The following is a 22,821-nucleotide window of genomic DNA, read 5'->3' on the forward strand; positions in this document are numbered from 1 at the left end:
GATAACTTTGGAGCATCGCTACAATGGATCCTCCAAAAATATGAGCAACCTACACAATCCCCCCGCCTTGAATTCAATTAGCCCACTGGGGTTCTGGGATGATGCTATCGGCATTTTATCCCGCGAACTGTCGCCCCAACAGTTTAAAACGTGGATTCAACCCCTTACCCTATTGTCTTTTGTTGAAAGTGATGACTCACTAACAATTGGAGCCCCCAACCGATTTAAGTTGGATTGGACCAAAAAGACGTTTGCCGACCGATTCCAAGAGTTGGCCTCCCAGTATTTTGGGCGTCCCATTAATGTCGGCTTTACACTCGCTGTTGAGGGTGGTGCAACCAATACCGCACCCTCCGTAACGCTGGAAGAGCCCATAGAGAAAAATGTTTCTGTGGAGATCTCGGAGCCAAGCATATCGGTAGAAGAGAGTGCTTTTGAGATTGAAGATCACTCAAAACTCAACCCGAACCTTACTTTTGAAACGTTTGTTACTGGTAAAGCCAATCAACTTGCTAGGGCTGCGTCGATTCAGGTGGCGCACAACCCTGGAACCTCTTACAACCCCATGTTCTTATATGGTGGGGTAGGTCTGGGTAAGACCCATTTAATTCACGCGATTGGCAATCACCTCTTAAAAGAGAAGCCAAACGCCCGTATTCGCTATATCCACGCCGAACAGTATGTTTCAGATGTGGTCCGCGCATACCAACAAAAGGCGTTTGACCGCTTTAAGCGCTACTACCACTCCTTAGACCTTTTACTTATTGATGACATTCAGTTTTTTAGCGGCAAATCCAGGACCCAGGAAGAGTTTTTCTATGCTTTTGAGGCCTTATTAAGCAACAAGGCCCAAGTCATCATTACTAGTGACACCTATCCCAAGGAAATGGCGGGTATTGATGATCGCCTTATTTCCCGCTTTGATTCTGGGCTAACGGTTGCCATTGAGCCACCAGAGCTAGAAATGCGTGTCGCTATTTTGATGAAAAAAGCTATTAGTGAAGGCATCCCCATGAGTGAGGACGTTGCATTTTTTGTGGCCAAACACTTACGCTCAAACGTCCGTGAGTTAGAAGGGGCTTTGAGAAAGATTTTGGCGTTTGTTCGCTTCCACGGTCGTGAGGTCACGATTGAGGTTGCCAGAACAGCACTAAAAGACCTACTTTCTATCCAAAATCGTCAAATTTCTGTCGAAAATATTCAAAAAGCAGTTGCTGATTTCTATAGCATCAAGGTTGCAGACATGTACTCCAAAAGGCGCCCGGCTAATATTGCGCGGCCCCGTCAAATTGCAATGTTTATGGCCAAAGAGTTGACACAAAAAAGCTTGCCGGAGATTGGTGAATTATTTGGCGGTAGGGACCACACAACCGTCCTTCACGCTGTTCGCAAGATTGCAGATGAGCGAGCACATGATGGGCAGCTAAACCATGAGATTCACGTTATTGAGCAAACCTTAAAGGCGTAGTTTTTTGCTTGTTGATAAGGTTGTGGACAACCCCAGGGATAAGTTTGTGGATTAGATGTGGATAAATTGTGGAAAGGTTCAGCTTCATGCAAAAATAGGGTGTTGATAAAAAGTTATCCCCTTTTTATGCAGCGCTTATACAAGAGTTTTCCACAGGTTTTTTTGTCTCTAATGTGTTGTTTTATAAGGGTTTTTTGACTTATCCACGGAATTTCGAACCCTTATTACTATTACTACTAAGATATATACAAGGATTTAAAAGCAATGCAACTCGTTAACACTTCTCGCGATAGCCTACTAAAACCACTTCAGGTTGTTAGTGGAATTGTTGAACGCAGACACACGCTGCCAATTTTGGCTAATCTCTTATTTAAAAAAGTTGGAGAAAAAGTTTCATTCATCTCCACTGATATTGAAATTCAAATTACAACAAACGCTAATTTTGGTGTTGGTACAGAAGATGTAACAACAACTGTTGCCGCTAGAAAACTTTTAGACATTTTGCGTGCATTGCCAGAGGGTCCAGTATCTTTAAATCTTAAAGATAACAAGATGGTTGTACAGAGCGGCAAAAGCCGTTTCTCTTTGCAAACGCTTTCTGCAACTGAGTTTCCGGTGATGCAAAGCGTGGGCGAGGTAACTGCTGCTTGGAAGATGTCGCAAAAGAGTTTCCGTCAACTCATTAGCCAAGTACATTTTTCAATGGCTCAACAAGATATTCGCTATTACTTAAATGGGATGTTGTTGGTAATTGAGGGTAAAGAGGTGGTTGCGGTGGCAACAGATGGTCACCGCCTTGCTTACTCTCAGGTTGAGCTGGCAGAGGCCCCATCAGGCTCTGGTCAAAAACAAGAAATCATTATTCCTCGCAAAACAATTTTGGAGTGCCAGCACTTACTCGAGGATTCTGATGAATCCTTGGAAATTAGTTTGACAGCTAATCAAGTGAAGTTTGCATTTGGTGATATTGAATTAATTTCAAAATTAGTTGAAGGTAAGTTTCCAGATTTCCAGAGAGTGATTCCGAAGGGCCATAAAAACTCACTCGTAGTTGGTCGTGATGCTCTTCAATCAGCACTTCAACGCGCCGCTATTTTGACAACAGACAAATTTAAAGGGGTTCGTTTTTCCCTATCCCCAAACCGCATCACAATTCAATCAACCAATGCTGAGCAAGAAGAAGCTCAAGAGGAGATTGAGACTGAGTATGCTGGTGATGCAGTAGAAATTGGATTTAACGTTAGCTACTTGTTGGATGTTTTATCAAACCTAAAGAATGAAAAGATTCAAATTAGTTTAGGTGATGCAAATAGCAGTGCTGTGATTACTCTGCCTGGCTCAGAGAGCTTTAAGTATGTTGTGATGCCAATGCGTATTTAACTTAGAAAAAAATGACTGAAGAAAAAAAAGTAGTAGAGCAGTACGGCGCTGCATCGATTCAAATCCTAGAGGGTCTTGAGGCTGTTCGTAAACGTCCTGGTATGTATATCGGAGACACATCCGATGGTACGGGTTTGCACCACCTTGTATTTGAGGTTTTGGATAACTCCATTGACGAAGCTTTGGCTGGTTATTGTTCTGAAATCACAGTAGTTATTCAAACTGATAACTCTATTTCTATTGTCGATAATGGTCGTGGTGTCCCAACAGGGATTAAATATGACGATAAGCATGAGCCGAAACGTAGTGCTGCTGAAATTGTCATGACTGAGCTCCATGCTGGTGGTAAGTTCGATCAAAATAGTTATAAAGTTTCAGGTGGTCTTCATGGTGTGGGCGTTAGTTGCGTAAATGCGCTATCCAAATGGTTAAAGTTAACTATTCGTCGCGATGGCAAAGCTCACCACATGGAGTTTGCGCGTGGCGTTATTCAAAATCGCAATGTTGTTGATGAGAACGGGGTTTTAGTTTCTCCAATTACTGTTACTGGTGATACTGAGCTTTCAGGAACCGAAGTTCACTTTTTGGCTGACGAAACAATTTTTGGAAACGTCGAGTTCCATTATGAAATTCTAGTTAAGCGTATTCGCGAACTCTCTTTCTTAAACAATGGTGTTCACATTAAGTTGATTGATCAACGTACGGGTCAAGAAGAAGACTTTGCTTTCTCTGGTGGTGTAAAAGGCTTTGTTGAGTACATCAACCAAACTAAAAACGTACTGCACCCCAATATTTTTTATGCTGAGGGCAATCGCCCCTCAGACCTAGGCGGTCAAATTACTGCTGAAGTATCTATGCAGTGGAATGACAGCTTTAGTGAGCAAGTACTTTGTTTTACTAACAACATTCCACAGCGGGATGGTGGAACACACTTAACCGGCTTGCGCGCTGCAATGACGCGCGTCATTAATAAATACATTGATGAGCATGAAGTTGCCAAGAAAGCAAAAGTAGAAATTTCTGGTGATGACATGCGCGAGGGCTTGGCCTGCGTTTTATCAGTGAAGGTTCCAGAACCAAAATTCTCCAGCCAAACAAAAGATAAATTGGTTTCTAGTGAGGTGCGTGGCCCGGTTGAAGAAATTGTTGCCGAAGCATTGAGCGCATATCTCCAAGAACGTCCAGCTGACGCGAAGATTCTGTGCGGCAAGATTGTTGATGCGGCCCGTGCTCGCGAAGCCGCACGCAAAGCGCGTGACATGACGAGACGTAAGGGTGTATTGGATGGGCTTGGCTTGCCTGGAAAGTTGGCCGATTGCCAAGAAAAAGATCCAACCAAATCCGAACTCTTTATTGTCGAGGGAGACTCCGCAGGGGGCTCTGCCAAACAAGGACGTGATCGTCGCTTCCAAGCAATTCTTCCGTTAAAAGGAAAAATCCTTAACGTTGAAAAAGCACGTTTTGACAAAATGCTTGCCAGCCAAGAAGTGGTTACTTTAATTACCGTTTTGGGCACCGGCATCGGGATCGAAGAATATAAGGCAGATAAATTGCGTTATCACCGCATCATTATCATGACCGACGCGGACGTTGACGGTAGTCATATCCGCACGCTGTTGTTAACTTTCTTCTATAGGCAGATGCCTGAGTTGATCGAGCGTGGCCATATCTATATTGCTCAACCACCTCTTTACAAAGTAAAGTTTGGCAAGAATGAGCAGTACATTAAAGACGACAACGAGCTAAATCAGTTGTTGTTAAAAATTGCACTTGAAACAGCATCCCTACAAACGCCATCAGGTGAAATTATTGAGGGTGAGGCGCTCAATGAGTTGGCAAAACACTATCAAGTGATTCAGTCGATTGTTGACCGCTTGTCTCGCACCATTGACGAAGATGCTCTGCGAGCAATTGCTTCAGGAACACCATTAAATCTGGATACCGAAAAATCAGCTAACGAATCTGCTGATCGCTTAAGGCAAGCGCTTGCGGATTCTTTGAATCCTTTAGCTTTGCCACCAGAAATTATTGTTCAAAAAGAAGACCGTACTGAGCGCTTCCGCTTGTTGTTATCGCGCCGTATTCATGGAAACCTGAAGCTCTCTTCCATTAACTCTGACTTTGTTCATGGTGATGATTACCAAAGCCTTGCAAATGCCGCAGCTGTTTTATCGGGCAAGGTTGTAGCGGGCTCCAAGGTTCGTCGCGGCGACCCTGATAAAAACCAAAAAGAGCAAACTATTGGCGACTTTAGGGCCGCCTTTGCTTGGTTGTTGTCTGAGGCAGAGCGCGTATTGAGTCGTCAGCGCTATAAAGGCCTTGGTGAGATGAATCCATCACAGCTGTGGGAAACCACTATGGATGCAAGCTCTAGAACACTCTTGCAGGTAAAGATTGAAGATGCCATTGCTGCGGACCAGGTCTTTACTACGCTTATGGGGGATGAGGTTGAGCCTCGTCGCGCATTTATTGAAAAAAATGCCCTTATTGCCCGCAACCTAGACGTTTAACTTATGACAGCCAAAAAATTAAAACCACCCAAGGTGGACCGATCCTCTATTGTTGTGAAGTCTTCGCCGATTCATGGAAAGGGCGTATTTGTTGCCAAACCCATTAAAAAGGGCCAGGCAATTATTGAATACAAAGGCGAGCGCATCAGTTGGAAGCTTGCAGAGAAGCGCCACCCCCACGACCCCAAAGATCCTAATCATACTTTTTACTTTTCATTAGAAGATGGTCGTGTGATTGATGCGAAATATGGTGGGAATGCTGCGCGCTGGATCAACCATTCATGTAAGCCAATTTGCGAAACCCGGGAAGACAGTTTTGATGGTGAGCCCCGCGTGTTTATTTATGCAAAGCGCGCCCTGAAGGTTGGTGAAGAGTTGTTTTATGACTACTCACTCGATATTGAGGGAAAGATTACCAAGCAAATGAAAAAAGATTACGAGTGCCGTTGCGGTGCAAAAAAGTGCCGTGGCACTATGCTTGCAACTAAAGATAAGTAAAAATAATTTTCATGTTGTTTGTAACAATCCAAGAGCTAGAGGCTGCCATCAACTACTGGCGCAGTCAGTCCCCATCGGAGGGTGATGAGTTGCGACTCTGTCCCGAGGCGTCGGCCCTGGCCAAACCTTATGCATTAATGATTGTCCAGGGCGCCCAAAGGGTGCCGGTGGATGTCTTGGATGAATTGGCTCGTTCAGCGATTCAGGAATTTCAAAAACTTCCCTAAAATTTTTTTAGCGTTGCCACTTTAATTGTTTAGGGTTATTGCTATATAAAGCCACGCTATCTTGGGGTATTCTCATATTCTTGCTCCCAAGTAGGGGGTAGAGGGCATGAGATTGCAAGAAACAATATTAAAAACAATTGGACTGGGAAAATCCTTTAAGGGATTTTCTGCGGTCACTGATGTGAACCTAGATGTCGCTCGGGGAACCATTCACGCTTTGATTGGGCCTAATGGAGCCGGCAAGACGACTTGCTTCAATTTGTTGACCAAGTTTTTAGAGCCCAGCAGCGGCCAAATCTTATTCAATGGTTTTGACATCACCAAAGAGGCCCCCGCACAAATTGCGAGACGGGGCATTATTCGCTCCTTTCAGATTTCTGCTGTTTTTCCACATTTAACGGTTATTGAAAATGTTCGTGTTGCACTGCAGCGAGGATTGGGGACCGAGTTTCACTTCTGGAAGTCTGGAAACTCCTTAAATGTGCTTAATGAGCGCGCACTAGAGCTTCTCCATGAGGTTGGCTTGGAGGACTTTGCCGACGAAGAAACGCTCAATCTAGCTTATGGCCGTAAAAGGGCGCTTGAAATTGCAACAACTTTAGCTATGGAGCCGGAGTTAATGCTTTTGGATGAGCCCACCCAGGGAATGGGTCACGAAGATGTTGAGCGTGTAACAGAGTTGATTGATCGTGTGGCCAAGGGCCGCACTATTCTCATGGTCGAACACAATATGAAGGTGGTTTCTTCAATTGCAGATCGTATTACCGTTTTACAGCGTGGCTCAGTGTTGGCTGAGGGTTCATATCATGAGGTTTCAAACAACCCACTGGTTGTTGAGGCTTATATGGGTAGCCATGGGGGAGACAACCTATGAGCACCATGGCGCTAGAGGTTAAAAATTTAGAGTCTTGGTATGGCGAATCTCACATTTTGCATGGCGTGAATTTTGCTGTGCGTGATGGCGAGGTTGTTACTTTACTTGGAAGAAATGGCGCCGGTCGAAGCACCATTCTGAAAACCATCTTAGGATTAACTAGTAAAAGAACTGGTTCTGTAGAGGTGTATGGGGCGGAAACTATCTCCATGCCCACTTATAAGATTGCTCGTTTGGGGGTTGGTTTTTGCCCGGAGGAAAGAGGAATTTTTGCTAGCTTGAGTACAGAGGAAAACCTTTTGCTTTTGCCAGAGATTGCGCCTGGCGGCATGGGTTTGGACGAGATTTATGAGATGTTTCCAAATCTCTATGAGAGAAGAAACAGCCCCGGCACCCGCTTATCTGGTGGCGAGCAGCAAATGCTGGCAATGGCGCGAATTCTGAGAACCGGCGCAAAGTTATTGTTATTGGATGAGATTACTGAGGGGTTGGCACCCGTGATTGTGCAAAAGCTTGGAGAAGTTGTTACCAGCTTGCGCAACAAAGGCTTCACGATTGTGTTGGTTGAGCAAAACTTCCGCTTTGCTGCACCCTTGGCTGATCGTCATTATGTAGTTGAGCACGGAAATGTGGTTGAGGTGGTGCAACAAAGCGAGCTTGCCGAAAAAGCAACTTTATTAAATGAGTATCTTGGTGTTTAGTGGATTTCTATAGGAGACGGTAATGAAGTTAAAGCAAATAACCGCATGTCTGGTTGCGGCGACCATGTTTGGTTCAAACCCAGCATTTGCACAAAGTGGATCTAAAGTAAGTGGCGACGTTGTAAAGATTGGTGTATTAACCGACCTTTCATCAACCTATTCTGATTTGGCTGGCCCTGGTGCGGTGATTGCTGCAAAAATGGCAATTGCTGATTTTTCCAAAGACGGCACTGTAATTGGCAAGAAGATTGAGCTTGTTAGTGCTGATCACCAAAACAAGGCTGATATTGCTGCAAACAAAGCGCGCGAATGGTACGACAAAGACGGCGTAGATGTGATTGTTGAGTTAGTTTCAACCAACGTTGCCTTGGCTGTAATGGAAGTAGCAGAGCAAAAGAACAAGATTACTTTGGTTTCTGGCGCAGCTTCTTTACCAATCACCAATGAAAAATGTACAGCGAACAACGTACATTGGACCTACGATACCTACGCACTTTCTAACGGCACAGCTAAGGCTGTAGTAAAGCAGGGTAAAAAGAACTGGTACTTTATTACTGCTGACTATGCTTTCGGCGCTGCCTTAGAGAAGGACTCAACCAACGTTGTGACTGCAAACGGCGGCAAGGTATTGGGTACTAGTAAGCATCCATTCCCCAATAGCGATTTTTCTTCCTACCTCCTGAAAGCCCAAGCTAGCGGAGCAGATGTGGTTGCTTTGGCAAACGCTGGTCAAGACACTATCAACAGCGTAAAGCAAGCCTCTGAGTTTGGCATTAACAAAAAGCAGACGGTTGTTCCATTGTTGATGTTTATCTCTGATGTGCACTCTTTGGGCCTTCCTGCCGCACAAGGCATGTATCTCACAGAAGGCTTCTATTGGGACAAGGATGACAAGACCCGTGCGTTCGCTAAACGCTTTATCTTGCAACACAAGCGTATGCCAACCAGTGTTCAGGCTGGTGTTTATTCATCCGTTCTTGCTTATTTAAATGCTGTGCAAAAAGCCGGTACCGATGACACTCAGGCTGTAATGAAGGCTTTGAAGTCAACCAACATTGATGATGGTCTTTTCAAGGGCAAGATTCGTGCTGACGGTAAATTTGAGCATGACATGTATTTGCTAGAGGTGAAGAAGCCGTCTGACTCTAAGAGCCCATGGGACTATTACAACGTCAAAGCGGTGATTCCTGCTGCCGAAGCAACACAACCACTTTCATTGTCACGATGCAAGCTGGTTACTAACAAGTAATTGATCCCCACCTAGTATGTTTGAACTTCTCGGAATTACCCCTCAAGGGCTGGTAGCCCAGCTCTTGGTGGGGCTGATTAATGGCTCGTTCTATGCCATATTGAGTTTGGGATTGGCCATTATTTTTGGCCTTCTCAACATCATTAATTTTGCACATGGCGCCCAATACACCATGGGTGCTTTTGTGGCCTGGATAGGTTTAACCCAGATTAGCCAATGGCTTGGCTTCCCTGACTTATCTATTAATTATTGGTTTGCTCTTATTGTTGTTCCGTTGGTTCTGGCTGGTTTCGGCTTAATTCTGGAGCGCACAATGTTGCGCCGCCTGTACCACCTTGATCACCTATATGGTTTGTTGCTGACTTTTGGTTTGGCTCTCATTATTGAGGGCATGTTCCGTCACTGGTACGGCATCTCTGGTGAGAGCTATCCAGCCCCAGAGATATTGCAGGGAGCAATCCCGCTGGAGTCGCTTGGCATCATCCTGCCAAAATATCGTGTTTGGGTAGTTGTTATCTCTTTGGTAGTTTGTTTCTCAACCTGGTATGTGATTGAGAGAACAAAGTTGGGCGCCTATTTGCGCGCCGGAACCGAAAACCCTAAATTACTACAAGCCTTTGGTATCAATGTCCCGCTGATGATTTCTTTGGCCTACGCCTATGGCGTTGGTCTAGCGGGCTTCGCTGGTGTATTGGCAGCCCCTATTTTCCAAGTGAACCCGTTGATGGGCTCCAACCTCATTATTGTTGTGTTTGCGGTGGTAGTGATTGGTGGCATGGGCTCGATCATGGGTGCCATCCTTACTGGTTTGGGCTTGGGTCTAGTTGAGGGCCTGACTAAGGTCTTTTATCCAGAGGCCTCCGGCGTTGTGATTTTTGTGATCATGGCAATTGTTCTTTTGATTCGTCCTGCTGGACTGTTTGGGCGGGAGAAATAAGCATGAATCCAAAAACAAAATTGCTATACGGCATCTTGGTTTTAATTGCCCTGTTATTGCCATTCCAAGATTTTATTTATCTCGTATTTGCAATGAAGGTGCTGTGCTTTGCCCTTTTTGCATGCGCATTTAATTTGCTTTTGGGTTTTACTGGGCTTCTATCTTTTGGTCACGCAGCATTTTTTGGAACTGCCGCTTACATTACCGCTTACTTCTGCAAAGAGGCGGGCCTCTCCCCTGAGTTAGGAGTTGTGTTGGGCGTTGTTGGTTCTGGGGTTCTGGGATTCTTAATTGGATCGTTGGCTATTCGCAGACAAGGTATTTACTTTGCGATGGTGACTTTGGCCCTTTCGCAAATGGTTTACTTTTTAGCTGTTCAGCTTCCGTTTACAGGCGGTGAAGATGGAATACAGGGTGTCCCGCGCGGCATGTTATTTGGCTTGATTGACCTAAAAGATGACGTTGCAATGTATTACTTTGTTTTAGCGGTTTTTTTATTTGGTTTTGCCGTCATCATGCGCGCAGTGCACTCTCCGTTTGGTCAGGTTCTTAAGGCAATTCGTGAGAATGAGCCTCGTGCAATTTCCTTGGGTTATGACGTTGATCGTTTTAAGTTGATGTCTTTTGTGCTTTCGGCTGCATTATCTGGTTTGGCAGGATCCATGAAATCTTTGGTGTTCCAGTTGGCAACACTGACCGATGTTCACTGGCACATGTCCGGTGAGGTTGTGTTGATGACTTTGCTTGGTGGCATGGGAACCATTCTGGGCCCAGTGGTTGGCGCAGGAATTGTGGTTGGTTTGCAAAACTACCTCGCCAACATTGGCTCATGGAGCACAATTGCAACCGGCTTCATTTTTGTCATTTGTGTTTTAGCATTTCGTCGTGGCGTTGTTGGCGAAATTGCCGCGTACTATAAAAACAAAAACTGAGTTTTTATTTTTCCTTTTATTATTTGGTTTTAGTGCGGCGCTCTCGCCGCACTCATTTAATTAAAAGAGACTCTCATCGAATTTTCAATTTTCATATGGCCGCTGCTTTTGGCAATGGCCTTCTTTGCTGGGCTGGTTGATGCTGTAGCTGGAGGTGGAGGCTTGATTCAGGTGCCCGCCCTGTTTGCTGCTTACCCCAATGTTCCGCCTGCAACTTTGCTAGCGACGAATAAGGTTGCCGCGGTTGGTGGGACCTTTAATGCTGCGCGTAAATTTTTGCGCCACGTTTCTTTACCTTGGGCAATTGTTTTGCCAGCCATCATCGCAGGTTTTGTTGGCTCTCTTTTGGGTGCTAATGCAGTGAGCAATTTTCCAGCCGAGCCTTTGCGCAAAGCGTTGCCATTTGTTTTGTTATTTTTGCTTCTGTACACCTGGTTTCAGCCTTCACTTGGAGAGGCGCACGCACCGAAAATTCTTGGGCGCTTGCAACAAGTCAAGGGCGTCATTCTTGGTTTAACAATTGGTTTTTATGACGGCTTTTTTGGTCCCGGCACCGGCAGCTTTTTGTTGTTTGGTTTTGTGCGCTTTTTTGGTTTTGATTTTCTCCATGCGTCTGCGGCAACAAAATTGGTAAACGTAGCAACAAACCTAGCTGCTATTTTGATGTTAGCCAGCCTTGGTCAAATTAATTGGCCTCTTGGGTTTGCGATGATGATTGCTAATATCGCCGGCAGTCAGTTTGGTAGTCGATTAGCAATTAAGCATGGCAGCGCCTTTGTCAGAAAGGCTTTTCTGCTTATTGTTAGCGTGTTGATATTGAAGTCAGCCTGGAATGCTTATTTCATCAATTAAATCAAATACTTAGAGATATATTCATTGTTTTTCTAAGATTTTTTGATCTTTTGTTTCACGTGAAACAAACAAAATGCTATGATCATCGCCCTATCTGAGGCAAATCATGCGTTATTCCAAAAGTTTCGATGTCATTGTGGTTGGCGGCGGTCACGCTGGGACTGAGGCCGCGCTTGCGTCGGCACGCATGGGTTGCGACACCCTATTAATTACTCATAGCATTGAAAACTTGGGCGCTATGAGTTGCAACCCCTCCATTGGCGGGATTGGTAAGGGACATTTAGTCAAAGAAATTGACGCCATGGGTGGCGCAATGGCTGCCGCGACAGATGAGGCTGGTATTCAGTTCCGCATCCTCAATTCTAGTAAAGGCCCCGCTGTTCGAGCTACTCGCGCTCAGGGTGACCGAGTTTTATATAAGGCCGCCATTCGCCGCCGCCTAGAAAATCAACCTAATTTAAGCATCTTCCAGGCCGCAGTGGACGACTTATTGGTCAAGGGTGATCAGGTCCAGGGCGTTGTTACCCAAATGGGCCTGGAGTTCGAGGCAAAAAAAGTGGTCCTGACGGCGGGCACCTTCTTGGATGGAAAAATCCATGTTGGCTTAAATAATTATGCCGGTGGGCGTGCCGGTGATCCTGCCGCAGTTTCTTTGTCGGCTAGACTAAAAGAGTTGAAGCTCCCCCAGGGGAGGCTGAAGACTGGCACCCCGCCTCGTATTGATGGTCGAACAATCGACTTCTCAGTCATGCTTGAGCAGCCTGGGGACTTGGATCCAGTGCCGGTGTTTTCTTATTTGGGGCGTCCAGAGCAGCATCCTAAGCAGGTTCCTTGCTGGATTTCTCATACAAATGAAAAGACTCACGATATTATTCGAGGCGGTTTAGATCGTTCACCAATGTATACCGGTGTGATTGAGGGGGTTGGCCCCCGCTACTGCCCTTCTATTGAGGACAAAATTCATCGTTTTGCCTCGAGAAATAGCCACCAGATCTTTTTGGAGCCAGAGGGCCTAACAACTAACGAGTTTTACCCCAATGGGATTTCTACCAGCCTACCTTTTGATGTTCAGTGGGACTTAGTCCGCAGCATTCGGGGTATGGAGTCTGCGGTGATTGTTCGCCCTGGTTATGCAATTGAGTACGACTTCTTTGACCCACGCCAATTGCGCCATAGCCTTGAGACAAGGGCTATTGGCGGACTTTACTTCGCTGGTCAAATTAATGGCACTACGGGCTACGAAGAGGCTGCAGCGCAGGGTATGCTGGCCGGAATCAATGCTGGCTTGGCAGCGCAAGGTAAAGATCCTTGGCTTCCAAAACGCAGCGAGTCCTATATTGGTGTTTTAGTTGACGATCTAATTACTCGCGGGGTTCAGGAGCCGTACCGCATGTTTACAAGCCGAGCAGAATATCGCCTGAGCTTACGCGAAGACAATGCAGATATGCGCCTAACCACAATTGGGCGCGAGCTTGGATTGGTGGACGACTATCGTTGGGAGGTGTTTTGCAGAAAACAGGAAGCTGTTTCACGTGAAACATCTCGCTTGCAAGATATTTGGGTTGGGCCAAAACATGAGGCTGCCCCCCTAGTTTCTAGGTTGCTGGGTCAAGACCTGTCCCATGAATGTAGCTTAACCGAGTTATTGAGGCGCCCAGGGGTTACTTATGAAGCAATTACTGCTTTGGGTGACGGAATGTGGGCTCCTGAAACTTTAGATGAGGATCTTGGCTTGGCGTCTCAAATTAGCGACCAGGTAGAAATTTCAGTTAAATACCAGGGTTATATTGATCGTCAGGCGACAGAAATCGCTCGTCAAGAGCACAATGAATCTTTCCCACTTTCAGAGTTGTTAGATTACTCTCAGGTTGTTGGCTTATCTAAAGAGGTCCAGCAAAAGCTGAATTTGCATAAACCAGAAACATTGGGTCAGGCTGGCCGTATTTCAGGGGTAACGCCTGCTGCCCTTTCGCTTTTATTGGTGCACCTTAAAAAGGGCTTGGGCCGCACTCAAGAAACTCATGAGTGAGGGTTTGCTTGCCTTAGGGATTGAGGACCTTGGGTTGGAATTAAGCCCAAGCAATATCGCCGATTTAGAGTTGTTTTTGCAAGAAATGGGACGCTGGAACCAAGTTCATAATCTGACGGCAATCGAGGGTGAGAAAGACTCTATTCGACTGCATCTTATTGATTCTATTGCAGTTTTGCCAGTATTGAAACGCTTCTTAAAGGGCTCGTCTCCTAAGATTGCTGACCTTGGTTCAGGAGGTGGGTTGCCGGCCATTCCTATTGCCATTGTTCAGCCGGAGTGGCAGCTTTCACTGATTGAAGCCATCCGCAAGAAGACGGCATTTCTGCAGCATGTGCGCGGAAAACTGAAACTGAAAAACATTGAGGTGCTCTGCGAGAGAGTGGAAGATGCTGCAATGCAACAACCAGCACAATTTGATGCAGTCATTTCTCGGGCATTTACAAATCTCGCGCGTTTTTTGGATCTGTCATTGCCCTTCTTAAAGCCCGATGGCCTGGTATTCGCAATGAAGGCCAAGCGCGCAGACGACGAAATGAAAGATGTTTCCATGGACGATTGGCGCTTAGTTGCCGATGAGCCCCTTCATATCCCTAATTTAGCGGTGGAGCGACGCCTTTTGGTGTTGGCCCCCGTGAGAAAATCCACCCTCACCTCTTAAGTAAACCCAAAAGTAGCCATGGCAAAAATTTTCTGTATTGCAAATCAAAAAGGTGGTGTTGGTAAGACCACTACCGCCGTTAATTTGGCAGCGGGTTTAGCAGGACTACAACAGCGCGTTTTGTTGGTGGACCTTGATCCTCAAGGTAATGCCACTATGGGCTCGGGGGTAGAGAAAGCAGACTTAAACGCAAGCGTATATCAGGTACTAATTGGTATGACGTCAGTTAAAGAGTGTGTGCAGCGTTGCGAAAGCTCCGGGTACGACGTATTGCCGGCTAATCGTGATTTAGCGGGCGCTGAAATTGAATTGGTAGATCTAGATTTCCGCGAAGCACGTTTGAAAGATGCGCTTGCTCAAGTGGCAAACGATTACGACTTTATTTTGATTGATTGTCCGCCTGCTTTGTCCTTACTTACGCTCAACGGATTGTGCGCAGCAAATGGTGTGATTGTGCCAATGCAATGTGAATACTTTGCATTGGAGGGTTTGTCCGATTTGGTAAACACTATCAAACAAGTGCATGCAAATTTGAATCCCGACTTAGTCATCATTGGTTTATTGCGCGTCATGTTTGATGCGCGCATGACTTTGCAACAACAAGTTTCCGATCAGTTGCTTGAGCACTTCGGCGATAAAGTATTTAAGACCATTATTCCGCGCAATGTGCGTCTTGCTGAAGCCCCCTCTTATGGGCTTCCTGGGGTGGCTTTCGATAAATCATCACGTGGCGCAAAAGCCTATTTAGAGTTTGGTGCTGAGATGGTTGAGCGCATCAAACACATGTAATTTTTAGAAAGAATAATAAAGATCATGGTTGCCATTAAGAAAAAAGGTTTAGGTAGAGGTCTTGAAGCTTTGCTTGGAGAGAAGACGCAGCAAGCGAATCCCTCCACCGAAATCAATCGTTTGCCATTAACTGCTTTGCAGGCAGGCAAATATCAGCCGCGTCAAAAAATGGAAGCTGGTGCTTTGCAAGAGTTGGCAGAAAGTATTCGCGAGCAAGGCGTCATGCAGCCCTTATTGGTTCGCCTGGTGGCGCCTGGCAAATACGAAATTATTGCGGGCGAAAGACGTTTTCGTGCGGCAACTATTGCGGGGTTAAAAGAGGTTCCGGTTTTAGTTTCTGGCGCCGATGATCAGGCTGCAGCAGCAATGGCCCTGGTAGAAAACATGCAGCGAGAGGATTTAAATCCTCTCGAAGAATCACAGGGTTTAGCTAGGTTGATCGAGGAGTTTGGATTTACGCACGAACAGGCAGCAAAGGCTGTAGGCAAGTCGCGCAGTGCAATTACCAATTTATTGCGCCTCGCCCAGCTAGCAAAGCCGGTGCAGGCCATGTTGTTGGCCGGAGATATCGATATGGGGCATGCTCGTGCGCTATTGCCCCTTCCTGGGTCTAGCCAGGTGGCTTTAGCCCAGAGAATCTCAGCACAGGGTCTGTCTGTCCGTGAGGCGGAGCGAATGACTGCTGCTTTGGTGATTGCGGGCGGTCAAATTGGAGACAAAAAGGCTAAAAGTAAGTCAAACACTTCTTCGCCCAGTAGTGATCCAGATATGCAGCGTTTGACGCAGGAAATTGCAGATTTGATTGGCTTAAGCACCGAATTCAAGCTTAAAGGCAAGGGCGGAGAGCTCAGGCTTCGGTTCAGCCAATTCGACGAACTAGATTCTTTATTAAAAAAATTGGGTATTGAGTCTTAAATTAGGTAGAAAAATGTCCCCAAATCCTTTGACATATTGCACTGCACACATTAAACTTTCGGGGCTAAATTGATTCCTCAAAAAAATCAATTTTCCGAGGTAGATGAGTGGGATGAACCCGAAGAAGTTATCCGGGTTTACAGCAAAGAGGAAATTGTTGCGATGCAGCAAAGCGATGCAACAAAGCACCGAGCTCTTTCACCGTGGAAAATTATTTTGGCCCAAGTGTTGATTACGGCTATCAGCATGGTGTTTTGGTCAATTTTTGGGGAGCCGGTAGGGGTAAGCCTTTATACTCAGTCGGCCTTTTTAGGTGGTTTAATTAGCGTCTTGCCTACAACCCTGTTTTTAGTCAGGTTGGAGTTGGCAAAAAAATCGCAAAGATTGAATCCAGGAAGATTTTTGGCGGCATTGGTTTCAGGTGAATTTATCAAAATCGCCGTGACGCTGATGCTGTTTATAGGGATTGCGTATTACGTCCCTGGCGTGCTTTGGGTCCCCTTGTTGGTGACTTACCTGCTTGCCTTGAAGTGTGTATGGCTGGCGTGGTTGTGGCGCTAAGTAGTGACAATTGAGATTGAAACAAAGGACCAGTTAAGAGATGTCTAGCGAAGTACACCAAGCCCACGAGGCAGCCGAGCAAATGACGCCAACCGCGTACATTTCTGAGCATTTACAAAATCTCACCAGCACTGGTGAGCATCAATCCTCCATCGTTGATTTCAGCGTCATCAATTTAGATACCATTTTTTGGGCTTCATTGATGGGCTTCATAGCAGTATTTATATTATTGATTGCAGCACGTCGTGCAACTCCTGGCGTTCCTGGTCGGTTCCAGTCTTTGATAGAAATGATTGTGGAGATGGTCGATACACAAGCCAAGAGCATTGTTCATGGTGATCGCACTTTCATTGCGCCTCTCGCGCTCTTCGTATTTTTCTGGATCATTCTTTTAAACACCCTCGACTTAATTCCTGTGGATTGGGTGTTGGGCGTAAATCATTTCATCGGTAACTTTGGCGGACATGTGCCGCACAACCGCATGGTTCCCACAACTGATTTAAATGCAACGATGGGCATGTCCCTGTCAGTGTTGGTTTTGGTGTTCTTTTACAGCTTCAAGGTAAAAGGTTTCGGCGGCTTCTTGCACGAACTCATTTCTGCCCCTTTTGGTGCGAAATGGTATTTAGCCCCATTCAACCTCGCACTGAACATCATTGAGTATTTGGCGAAAGGCGTTTCTTTGGGAATGCGACTTTTCGGCAATATGTACGCTGGCGAATTGGTCTTCTTATTGATTGCCTTGCTTGGTAGCGTATGGACCTTTAATTTAGATTTATCCCTGTTCGGATTGGTGGGCCACGTTATTGCTGGATCAGCTTGGGCCATCTTCCACATTTTGGTTATTTTGTTGCAAGCCTTTATTTTCATGATGTTGACTTTGGTTTACATCGGGCAAGCGCATAGCCATCACTAAGATTTTATTTTTAACTTACCTCTTTTAACTTCAGGAGTCAGCAACATGCAAGCATTTTTAGCAACTATTCAAGGTTCAACAGCTATTTGTATCGGCATCATCATCGGCCTCGGCGCGATCGGTGCATGTTTGGGTATCGCATTGATGGGCGGCAAGTACATCGAAGCTTGTGCACGTCAACCAGAATTGATGGAGCCACTCCAAACTAAGATGTTCCTTTTGGCTGGTTTGATCGACGCTGCGTTCTTGATCGGCGTTGGTGTTGCAATGTTGTTTGCTTTCGCAAACCCACTGCTCGCAGTTATTAAGTAATTGTTTTGGCGTGGATGACCAACGGGTCATCCAACTGTTCTCAACAATACTGAAAGGAATATCGTGAATCTGAACGCGACCCTATTCGCGCAAATGATCGTTTTCTTCGTCTTATGGTGGGTTGTTGCACGCTTTGTGTGGCCACCGCTAGTTAAGGCGTTAGATGAGCGTTCAAGCAAAATTGCTGATGGTTTAGCTGCTGCAGAGCGTGGTAAAGAAGCTCTCGCACTGGCCAGCAATGAAGCTGAGCAAGAATTAAATAAAGCACGCCAAGAAGGTGTTCAACGCGTTGCCGAAGCTGAGAAACGTGCACAAATGTCGGCCGAAGAAATTCGCGCTAACGCACAAGCTGAAGCCGCTCGAATCATTTCTCAAGCGCAACAAGACGCAGCCCAGCAAGTTACTCGTGCCCGCGAAGTTCTGCGTGCTGAAGTGGCTGTTCTCGCTGTCAAAGGCGCCGAGCAAATTTTGCGTCGCGAAGTTGATGCAAAAGCGCATGGCCAATTACTTGATCAATTAAAGGCAGAACTTTGATATGGCTGAATTAGCCACCATTGCACGTCCTTACGCGGAAGCGCTTTTTCAAAGCGCCAAGCCGGCTGAGCTCGCTGGATGTTTGGAGCAATTAAATGAATTGGCTCAGCTTGCTGCTTTGCCAGAAGTTGCTGCATTGTCAAACAACCCAAAAGTCTCAGCTGATGATTTAAGCAAGTTACTTTCTGGCATGGTGAAGACCAAGTTAGATGGCAAGGTTGCCAGCTTTTTGAATCTTGTGAATCAAAACCACCGCTTAGCAGCCGTTCCTGAAATTGCTCATCAATTTGAAGCAATGAAGAACAAAAGCGAAGGCGCTGCAGAAGTAAATATTACTAGCGCATTCCCTTTAGAGGGTTCTGCGTTAAATGATTTGTTGTCAAGTTTGAAGAAGCGCTTTGGGGGTAAAGAATTGCGCCCAACGATCCAAATTGATCCAACATTGATTGGCGGAGTTCGCATTCAAGTTGGCGATGAAGTAATGGATAGTTCAGTTAAGGCCCAGTTAGCTCAAATGCAAGCAAGTCTTGGCGCATAAGTGATCCCTATTAAGAACATACGAAATAAGACCCAGGAGTAAGTAATGCAACTCAACCCTTCCGAGATCAGCGAGCTGATCAAAAGCCGAATTAGCGAATTGGGCGTTGACTCCCAAGTTCGCAACGAAGGCACTGTAATTTCAGTGACCGACGGTATTTGCCGCGTACATGGCTTGTCAGGTGTTATGCAGGGCGAAATGTTGGAGTTTCCAAACAACACTATCGGCCTCGCATTAAACCTTGAGCGTGATTCTGTTGGTGCCGTAGTGTTGGGCGAATACACCCACATTAAAGAAGGCGACCCAGTAAAATGTACTGGCCGCATTTTGGAAGTTCCAGTTGGTCCAGAGTTGCTCGGTCGCGTAGTAAACGCGCTCGGTCAGCCGATTGATGGCAAAGGCCCAATCAACACCAAGTTAACTGACTTTATTGAAAAGGTGGCGCCTGGCGTTATCGCACGTCAATCCGTAAGCCAGCCAGTACAAACTGGTTTGAAGGCGATTGATGCGATGGTTCCAATTGGCCGTGGTCAGCGTGAGTTGATCATTGGCGACCGTCAAACTGGTAAGACAGCAGTTGCGGTTGACGCGATCATTAACCAAAAAGGTAAAGGCGTTTATTGCGTTTACGTGGCGATCGGTCAAAAAGCTTCCACTATTGCTAACGTTGTTCGCAAGCTCACAGAATTGGGCGCAATGGAGTACACCGTTGTTGTTGCAGCGAGTGCTTCTGAGTCTGCAGCGATGCAGTACCTATCTGCTTACGCAGGTTGTACCATGGGTGAATACTTCCGCGATCGCGGCGAAGATGCTTTGATTGTTTATGATGACTTGACCAAGCAAGCGGTTGCTTATCGTCAAATCTCCTTGTTGCTCCGCCGCCCACCAGGCCGTGAAGCTTATCCTGGCGACGTGTTCTACCTCCACTCACGCTTGCTCGAGCGCGCTGCCCGTGTAAATGCTGAGTACGTTGAAAAGTTCACTAACGGCGCAGTAAAAGGCAAAACCGGTTCTTTAACTGCATTGCCAATTATTGAAACTCAAGCTGGTGACGTTTCTGCATTCGTTCCAACCAACGTAATTTCGATTACTGACGGTCAGATCTTCTTGGAAACTGACTTGTTCAACGCTGGTGTGCGTCCTGCGATTAACGCCGGTATTTCTGTCTCCCGCGTTGGTGGTGCCGCACAAACTAAAGTAATTAAGAAATTGTCTGGCGGTATTCGTACCGACTTGGCGCAGTATCGTGAATTGGCAGCGTTTGCTCAGTTCGCATCTGACCTTGACGAAGCAACCCGCAAGCAACTTGAGCGCGGTCGTCGCGTTACTGAATTGTGTAAGCAAGCTCAATACAAGCCACTCCAAGTTTGGGAAATGGCCGCTTCACTTTATGCTGTTAATAACGGCTACTTCGATGACCTCGAAGTGAAGAACGTATTGCCATTCGAAAAAGGTTTGCAAGATCATTTGAAATCTAAATTCGCTGACTTAGTTGCGCGTATTGAAGAAACCAAAGATTTGAGCAAAGATGACGAAGCTGCATTGCGCGCTGCCATTGAGGATTACAAGCGTTCTGCCTCTTTCTAAGAGGGCTCGCATAAATCATGGCAAGCACAAAAGAGATACGATCTAAGATCAAGAGCGTGCAAAACACGCGCAAGATCACGAAGGCAATGGAAATGGTCGCCGCATCCAAGATGCGTCGCGCCCAAGAGCGCATGCGTAATGCGCGTCCATATGCTGAAAAAATTCGTGAGATTGTTGCCAACCTTTCTAAAGCTAATCCTGAGTTCCGCCCTGCTTACATGGCAACTCGTGAAGTGAAGAAAGTTGGTACGATTTTGGTTACTACAGACAAAGGCTTGTGCGGCGGTTTAAATACCAACGTCTTGCGTTTGATTGCTAACCAAGTGCGCGATTTGCAAGAAAAAAATATTGAGATTGCGTACACCGCAATTGGTTCAAAAGGTTTGCAATTTTTGAATCGCTCAAAAGCAAAATTGATTTCTCAAACAATCCAAATTGGTGACACACCACATATGGATGTTTTGATTGGTGCAATTGTTGCCCAATTAGAAGCGTTTGAGCGTGGCGAGATTGATGCTGTTTATTTGGCATATACCCGCTTTGTAAATGCAATGAAACAAGAGCCTGTTTTAGAAAAACTCTTGCCTTTGGAGCCAGAAGCTTTGACTCCACAAGAGAAAACAGGCAATTCTTGGGATTACATCTACGAACCTGATGCAGAGTCTATTTTGAATGGCCTGCTTAAGCGTTACGTTGAAGCAATGATTTATCAGGCGGTTGCTGAAAACATGGCTTCTGAGCAGTCTGCACGTATGGTCTCTATGAAGGCCGCTTCAGATAATGCGAAGAACGTAATCGGCGAATTGCAATTGGAATACAACAAAACACGACAGGCTGCTATTACTAAAGAGTTGTCAGAAATTGTTGGCGGAGCGGCTGCGGTTTAAGCGGTCGGCGATTAGGAATACGAAAGAATTCAGGAATTAAAAGCGGAGAAATGCGATGAGTAACGGAAATATCGTGCAATGTATCGGTCCAGTGGTGGACATTCAGTTCCCACGCGACAAAATGCCAAACATTTATGATGCGTTGACATTAGTTGATAGCGGTGAAAAATCATTTGCTGAAAAAGGTTTGACCTTTGAAGTTCAGCAACAAATTGGTGACGGCGTAGTTCGCGCTATTGCCATGGGTGCAAGCGATGGTTTGCGTCGTGGTATGGAGGTTAAATCTACTGGCGGCCCAATTTCTGTGCCTGTTGGCCCAGCTACACTCGGCCGCATTATGGACGTTTTAGGTCGTCCAATTGATGACGCAGGTCCGATTGCCACTGAAGAGCGTCGTGCTATTCACCAGCCAGCACCTAAGTTTGATGAGCTATCACCTTCTGTGGATTTGTTAGAAACCGGTATTAAGGTTATTGACTTAGTTTGCCCGTTTGCTAAAGGCGGTAAGGTTGGCTTGTTCGGTGGTGCGGGTGTTGGTAAGACCGTGAACATGATGGAATTGATTAACAACATCGCTAAGCAACACTCAGGTTTATCAGTGTTTGCGGGTGTTGGTGAGCGTACTCGTGAAGGTAATGACTTCTACCACGAGATGAAAGAATCTAACGTTATCGATAAGGTGGCGATGGTGTTTGGTCAGATGAACGAGCCTCCTGGCAACCGTTTGCGCGTTGCGTTAACTGGTTTGACAATGGCTGAAGCTTTCCGTGACGAAGGCCGTGACATTTTGTTCTTCGTTGACAATATTTATCGTTACACATTGGCCGGTACCGAAGTTTCTGCATTGCTCGGTCGTATGCCTTCCGCCGTGGGTTACCAACCTACATTGGCTGAAGAGATGGGTAAATTGCAAGAGCGTATTACTTCTACCAAGACTGGTTCCGTTACCTCTATCCAGGCCGTTTACGTTCCTGCGGATGACTTGACCGACCCATCACCAGCTACAACCTTCTTGCACCTAGACTCCACAGTTGTGTTGTCACGTGATATCGCTGCATTGGGTATTTACCCAGCGGTTGATCCATTGGATTCAACTAGCCGTCAGCTCGACCCACAAGTGGTTGGTCAAGAGCACTATGAAGTAGCTCGCGAAGTGCAGATGACATTGCAGCGTTATAAAGAGTTGCGCGACATTATTGCAATTTTGGGTATGGACGAGTTGTCACCAGAAGATAAGTTGTCTGTATCACGTGCTCGTAAGATTCAGCGTTTCTTGTCCCAGCCTTTCCACGTTGCTGAAGTGTTTACTGGTTCACCAGGCAAATACGTTCCATTAAAAGAAACCATCCGTGGTTTCAAAATGATCTGCAGCGGCGAATTGGATCACTTGCCTGAGCAAGCGTTCTATATGGTGGGTTCAATTGATGAAGCCATCGAGAAAGCCAAGAAGCTTTAATCTAGGGA

At 46.0% G+C, this 22,821-nt stretch carries 23 protein-coding genes; all 23 read left to right on the forward strand.

Features of this window, described 5'->3' with window-relative positions:
- Positions 1-40: 40 nt before the first annotated feature.
- The 23 genes from dnaA (at position 41) to atpD (ending at position 22,813) form a co-directional block, all read left to right on the forward strand.
- Entirely contained in the window at positions 41-1,468 is a 1,428-nt protein-coding gene (dnaA, locus tag ICV90_RS00005) for a chromosomal replication initiator protein DnaA (protein WP_251367741.1), read from the forward strand.
- Between the two features lie 264 nt (positions 1,469-1,732).
- Complete coding sequence (gene dnaN / locus ICV90_RS00010; protein ID WP_215358803.1) at positions 1,733-2,848, forward strand: DNA polymerase III subunit beta; 1,116 nt, start codon at positions 1,733-1,735, stop codon at positions 2,846-2,848.
- 11 nt (positions 2,849-2,859) lie between these two features.
- Positions 2,860-5,358 carry a DNA topoisomerase (ATP-hydrolyzing) subunit B gene (gene gyrB, locus ICV90_RS00015; RefSeq protein WP_215358804.1) on the forward strand — a complete coding sequence of 833 codons (2,499 nt, stop codon included), beginning with the start codon at positions 2,860-2,862 and terminating at the stop codon, positions 5,356-5,358.
- A 3-nt stretch (positions 5,359-5,361) separates the two neighbouring features.
- Positions 5,362-5,856 carry an SET domain-containing protein gene (locus ICV90_RS00020; RefSeq protein ID WP_215358805.1) on the forward strand — a complete coding sequence of 165 codons (495 nt, stop codon included), beginning with the start codon at positions 5,362-5,364 and terminating at the stop codon, positions 5,854-5,856.
- An 11-nt stretch (positions 5,857-5,867) separates the two neighbouring features.
- Positions 5,868-6,083 (forward strand): DUF3717 domain-containing protein, encoded by a 216-nt coding sequence (locus ICV90_RS00025; protein WP_215358806.1) that lies wholly within the window; start codon positions 5,868-5,870, stop codon positions 6,081-6,083.
- Positions 6,084-6,189: 106 nt separating this feature from the next.
- A complete protein-coding gene (locus ICV90_RS00030; RefSeq protein ID WP_215358807.1) occupies positions 6,190-6,957 on the forward strand; it encodes an ABC transporter ATP-binding protein in 768 nt (255 codons plus the stop codon).
- The gene (locus tag ICV90_RS00035) at positions 6,954-7,658 is read left to right on the forward strand and encodes an ABC transporter ATP-binding protein (protein ID WP_215358808.1); all 705 of its coding nucleotides are present in this window, start codon (positions 6,954-6,956) and stop codon (positions 7,656-7,658) included. Before ICV90_RS00030 ends, ICV90_RS00035 begins: the two co-directional genes overlap by 4 nt.
- A 22-nt stretch (positions 7,659-7,680) precedes the next feature.
- The gene (locus ICV90_RS00040; RefSeq protein WP_215358809.1) at positions 7,681-8,907 is read left to right on the forward strand and encodes an ABC transporter substrate-binding protein; all 1,227 of its coding nucleotides are present in this window, start codon (positions 7,681-7,683) and stop codon (positions 8,905-8,907) included.
- Positions 8,908-8,923: 16 nt separating this feature from the next.
- Positions 8,924-9,844, forward strand: coding sequence for a branched-chain amino acid ABC transporter permease (locus ICV90_RS00045; protein ID WP_215358810.1), 921 nt, complete (start codon positions 8,924-8,926; stop codon positions 9,842-9,844).
- A 2-nt stretch (positions 9,845-9,846) separates the two neighbouring features.
- Complete coding sequence (locus tag ICV90_RS00050) at positions 9,847-10,776, forward strand: branched-chain amino acid ABC transporter permease (protein ID WP_215358811.1); 930 nt, start codon at positions 9,847-9,849, stop codon at positions 10,774-10,776.
- Positions 10,777-10,890: 114 nt separating this feature from the next.
- Positions 10,891-11,628, forward strand: coding sequence for a TSUP family transporter (locus ICV90_RS00055; RefSeq protein ID WP_215360250.1), 738 nt, complete (start codon positions 10,891-10,893; stop codon positions 11,626-11,628).
- 106 nt (positions 11,629-11,734) lie between these two features.
- Positions 11,735-13,657: a tRNA uridine-5-carboxymethylaminomethyl(34) synthesis enzyme MnmG gene (mnmG, locus tag ICV90_RS00060; RefSeq protein ID WP_215358812.1), complete on the forward strand. Its 1,923-nt coding sequence runs from the start codon at positions 11,735-11,737 to the stop codon at positions 13,655-13,657.
- On the forward strand, positions 13,650-14,318 hold the full coding sequence (rsmG, locus tag ICV90_RS00065; protein WP_215358813.1) for a 16S rRNA (guanine(527)-N(7))-methyltransferase RsmG: 669 nt from the start codon (positions 13,650-13,652) through the stop codon (positions 14,316-14,318). The genes mnmG and rsmG overlap by 8 nt, the downstream gene beginning before the upstream one ends.
- An 18-nt stretch (positions 14,319-14,336) precedes the next feature.
- Complete coding sequence (locus ICV90_RS00070) at positions 14,337-15,107, forward strand: ParA family protein (protein ID WP_215358814.1); 771 nt, start codon at positions 14,337-14,339, stop codon at positions 15,105-15,107.
- Positions 15,108-15,131: 24 nt separating this feature from the next.
- The gene (locus tag ICV90_RS00075; protein ID WP_215358815.1) at positions 15,132-16,022 is read left to right on the forward strand and encodes a ParB/RepB/Spo0J family partition protein; all 891 of its coding nucleotides are present in this window, start codon (positions 15,132-15,134) and stop codon (positions 16,020-16,022) included.
- Between the two features lie 69 nt (positions 16,023-16,091).
- On the forward strand, positions 16,092-16,583 hold the full coding sequence (locus ICV90_RS00080) for an ATP synthase subunit I (protein WP_215358816.1): 492 nt from the start codon (positions 16,092-16,094) through the stop codon (positions 16,581-16,583).
- Positions 16,584-16,623: 40 nt separating this feature from the next.
- Complete coding sequence (gene atpB, locus ICV90_RS00085; protein ID WP_215321256.1) at positions 16,624-17,499, forward strand: F0F1 ATP synthase subunit A; 876 nt, start codon at positions 16,624-16,626, stop codon at positions 17,497-17,499.
- A gap of 45 nt (positions 17,500-17,544) precedes the next feature.
- Positions 17,545-17,811, forward strand: coding sequence for a F0F1 ATP synthase subunit C (gene atpE / locus ICV90_RS00090; protein WP_011901869.1), 267 nt, complete (start codon positions 17,545-17,547; stop codon positions 17,809-17,811).
- Between the two features lie 63 nt (positions 17,812-17,874).
- Positions 17,875-18,345 carry a F0F1 ATP synthase subunit B gene (locus ICV90_RS00095; RefSeq protein WP_215358817.1) on the forward strand — a complete coding sequence of 157 codons (471 nt, stop codon included), beginning with the start codon at positions 17,875-17,877 and terminating at the stop codon, positions 18,343-18,345.
- Position 18,346: 1 nt separating this feature from the next.
- Complete coding sequence (locus ICV90_RS00100; RefSeq protein WP_215358818.1) at positions 18,347-18,883, forward strand: F0F1 ATP synthase subunit delta; 537 nt, start codon at positions 18,347-18,349, stop codon at positions 18,881-18,883.
- 45 nt (positions 18,884-18,928) lie between these two features.
- Positions 18,929-20,470 (forward strand): F0F1 ATP synthase subunit alpha, encoded by a 1,542-nt coding sequence (gene atpA, locus ICV90_RS00105; RefSeq protein ID WP_072582050.1) that lies wholly within the window; start codon positions 18,929-18,931, stop codon positions 20,468-20,470.
- A 17-nt stretch (positions 20,471-20,487) separates the two neighbouring features.
- Positions 20,488-21,357, forward strand: coding sequence for a F0F1 ATP synthase subunit gamma (gene atpG / locus ICV90_RS00110; protein ID WP_215358819.1), 870 nt, complete (start codon positions 20,488-20,490; stop codon positions 21,355-21,357).
- 55 nt (positions 21,358-21,412) lie between these two features.
- Positions 21,413-22,813: a F0F1 ATP synthase subunit beta gene (gene atpD / locus ICV90_RS00115; RefSeq protein WP_072582052.1), complete on the forward strand. Its 1,401-nt coding sequence runs from the start codon at positions 21,413-21,415 to the stop codon at positions 22,811-22,813.
- Positions 22,814-22,821: the final 8 nt, after the last annotated feature.

The organism is Polynucleobacter sp. JS-JIR-II-b4 (assembly GCF_018687815.1).
In the GTDB taxonomy this organism is placed as follows: domain Bacteria; phylum Pseudomonadota; class Gammaproteobacteria; order Burkholderiales; family Burkholderiaceae; genus Polynucleobacter.

Bases quoted from the DNA above. Each gene is read 5' to 3' on its own strand.
- ICV90_RS00050 (WP_215358811.1), top strand. From the start codon at position 9,847: ATGAATCCAAAAACAAAATTGCTATACGGCATCTTGGTTTTAATTGCC.
- ICV90_RS00075 (WP_215358815.1), top strand. From the start codon at position 15,132: ATGGTTGCCATTAAGAAAAAAGGTTTAGGTAGAGGTCTTGAAGCTTTG.
- ICV90_RS00025 (WP_215358806.1), top strand. From the start codon at position 5,868: ATGTTGTTTGTAACAATCCAAGAGCTAGAGGCTGCCATCAACTACTGG.
- ICV90_RS00070 (WP_215358814.1), top strand. From the start codon at position 14,337: ATGGCAAAAATTTTCTGTATTGCAAATCAAAAAGGTGGTGTTGGTAAG.
- ICV90_RS00020 (WP_215358805.1), top strand. From the start codon at position 5,362: ATGACAGCCAAAAAATTAAAACCACCCAAGGTGGACCGATCCTCTATT.
- dnaA (WP_251367741.1), top strand. From the start codon at position 41: ATGAGCAACCTACACAATCCCCCCGCCTTGAATTCAATTAGCCCACTG.
- ICV90_RS00030 (WP_215358807.1), top strand. From the start codon at position 6,190: ATGAGATTGCAAGAAACAATATTAAAAACAATTGGACTGGGAAAATCC.
- atpD (WP_072582052.1), top strand. From the start codon at position 21,413: ATGAGTAACGGAAATATCGTGCAATGTATCGGTCCAGTGGTGGACATT.
- ICV90_RS00100 (WP_215358818.1), top strand. From the start codon at position 18,347: ATGGCTGAATTAGCCACCATTGCACGTCCTTACGCGGAAGCGCTTTTT.
- gyrB (WP_215358804.1), top strand. From the start codon at position 2,860: ATGACTGAAGAAAAAAAAGTAGTAGAGCAGTACGGCGCTGCATCGATT.
- ICV90_RS00045 (WP_215358810.1), top strand. From the start codon at position 8,924: ATGTTTGAACTTCTCGGAATTACCCCTCAAGGGCTGGTAGCCCAGCTC.
- dnaN (WP_215358803.1), top strand. From the start codon at position 1,733: ATGCAACTCGTTAACACTTCTCGCGATAGCCTACTAAAACCACTTCAG.
- mnmG (WP_215358812.1), top strand. From the start codon at position 11,735: ATGCGTTATTCCAAAAGTTTCGATGTCATTGTGGTTGGCGGCGGTCAC.
- atpA (WP_072582050.1), top strand. From the start codon at position 18,929: ATGCAACTCAACCCTTCCGAGATCAGCGAGCTGATCAAAAGCCGAATT.
- ICV90_RS00035 (WP_215358808.1), top strand. From the start codon at position 6,954: ATGAGCACCATGGCGCTAGAGGTTAAAAATTTAGAGTCTTGGTATGGC.
- atpE (WP_011901869.1), top strand. From the start codon at position 17,545: ATGCAAGCATTTTTAGCAACTATTCAAGGTTCAACAGCTATTTGTATC.
- ICV90_RS00040 (WP_215358809.1), top strand. From the start codon at position 7,681: ATGAAGTTAAAGCAAATAACCGCATGTCTGGTTGCGGCGACCATGTTT.
- rsmG (WP_215358813.1), top strand. From the start codon at position 13,650: ATGAGTGAGGGTTTGCTTGCCTTAGGGATTGAGGACCTTGGGTTGGAA.
- atpB (WP_215321256.1), top strand. From the start codon at position 16,624: ATGTCTAGCGAAGTACACCAAGCCCACGAGGCAGCCGAGCAAATGACG.
- ICV90_RS00055 (WP_215360250.1), top strand. From the start codon at position 10,891: ATGGCCTTCTTTGCTGGGCTGGTTGATGCTGTAGCTGGAGGTGGAGGC.
- atpG (WP_215358819.1), top strand. From the start codon at position 20,488: ATGGCAAGCACAAAAGAGATACGATCTAAGATCAAGAGCGTGCAAAAC.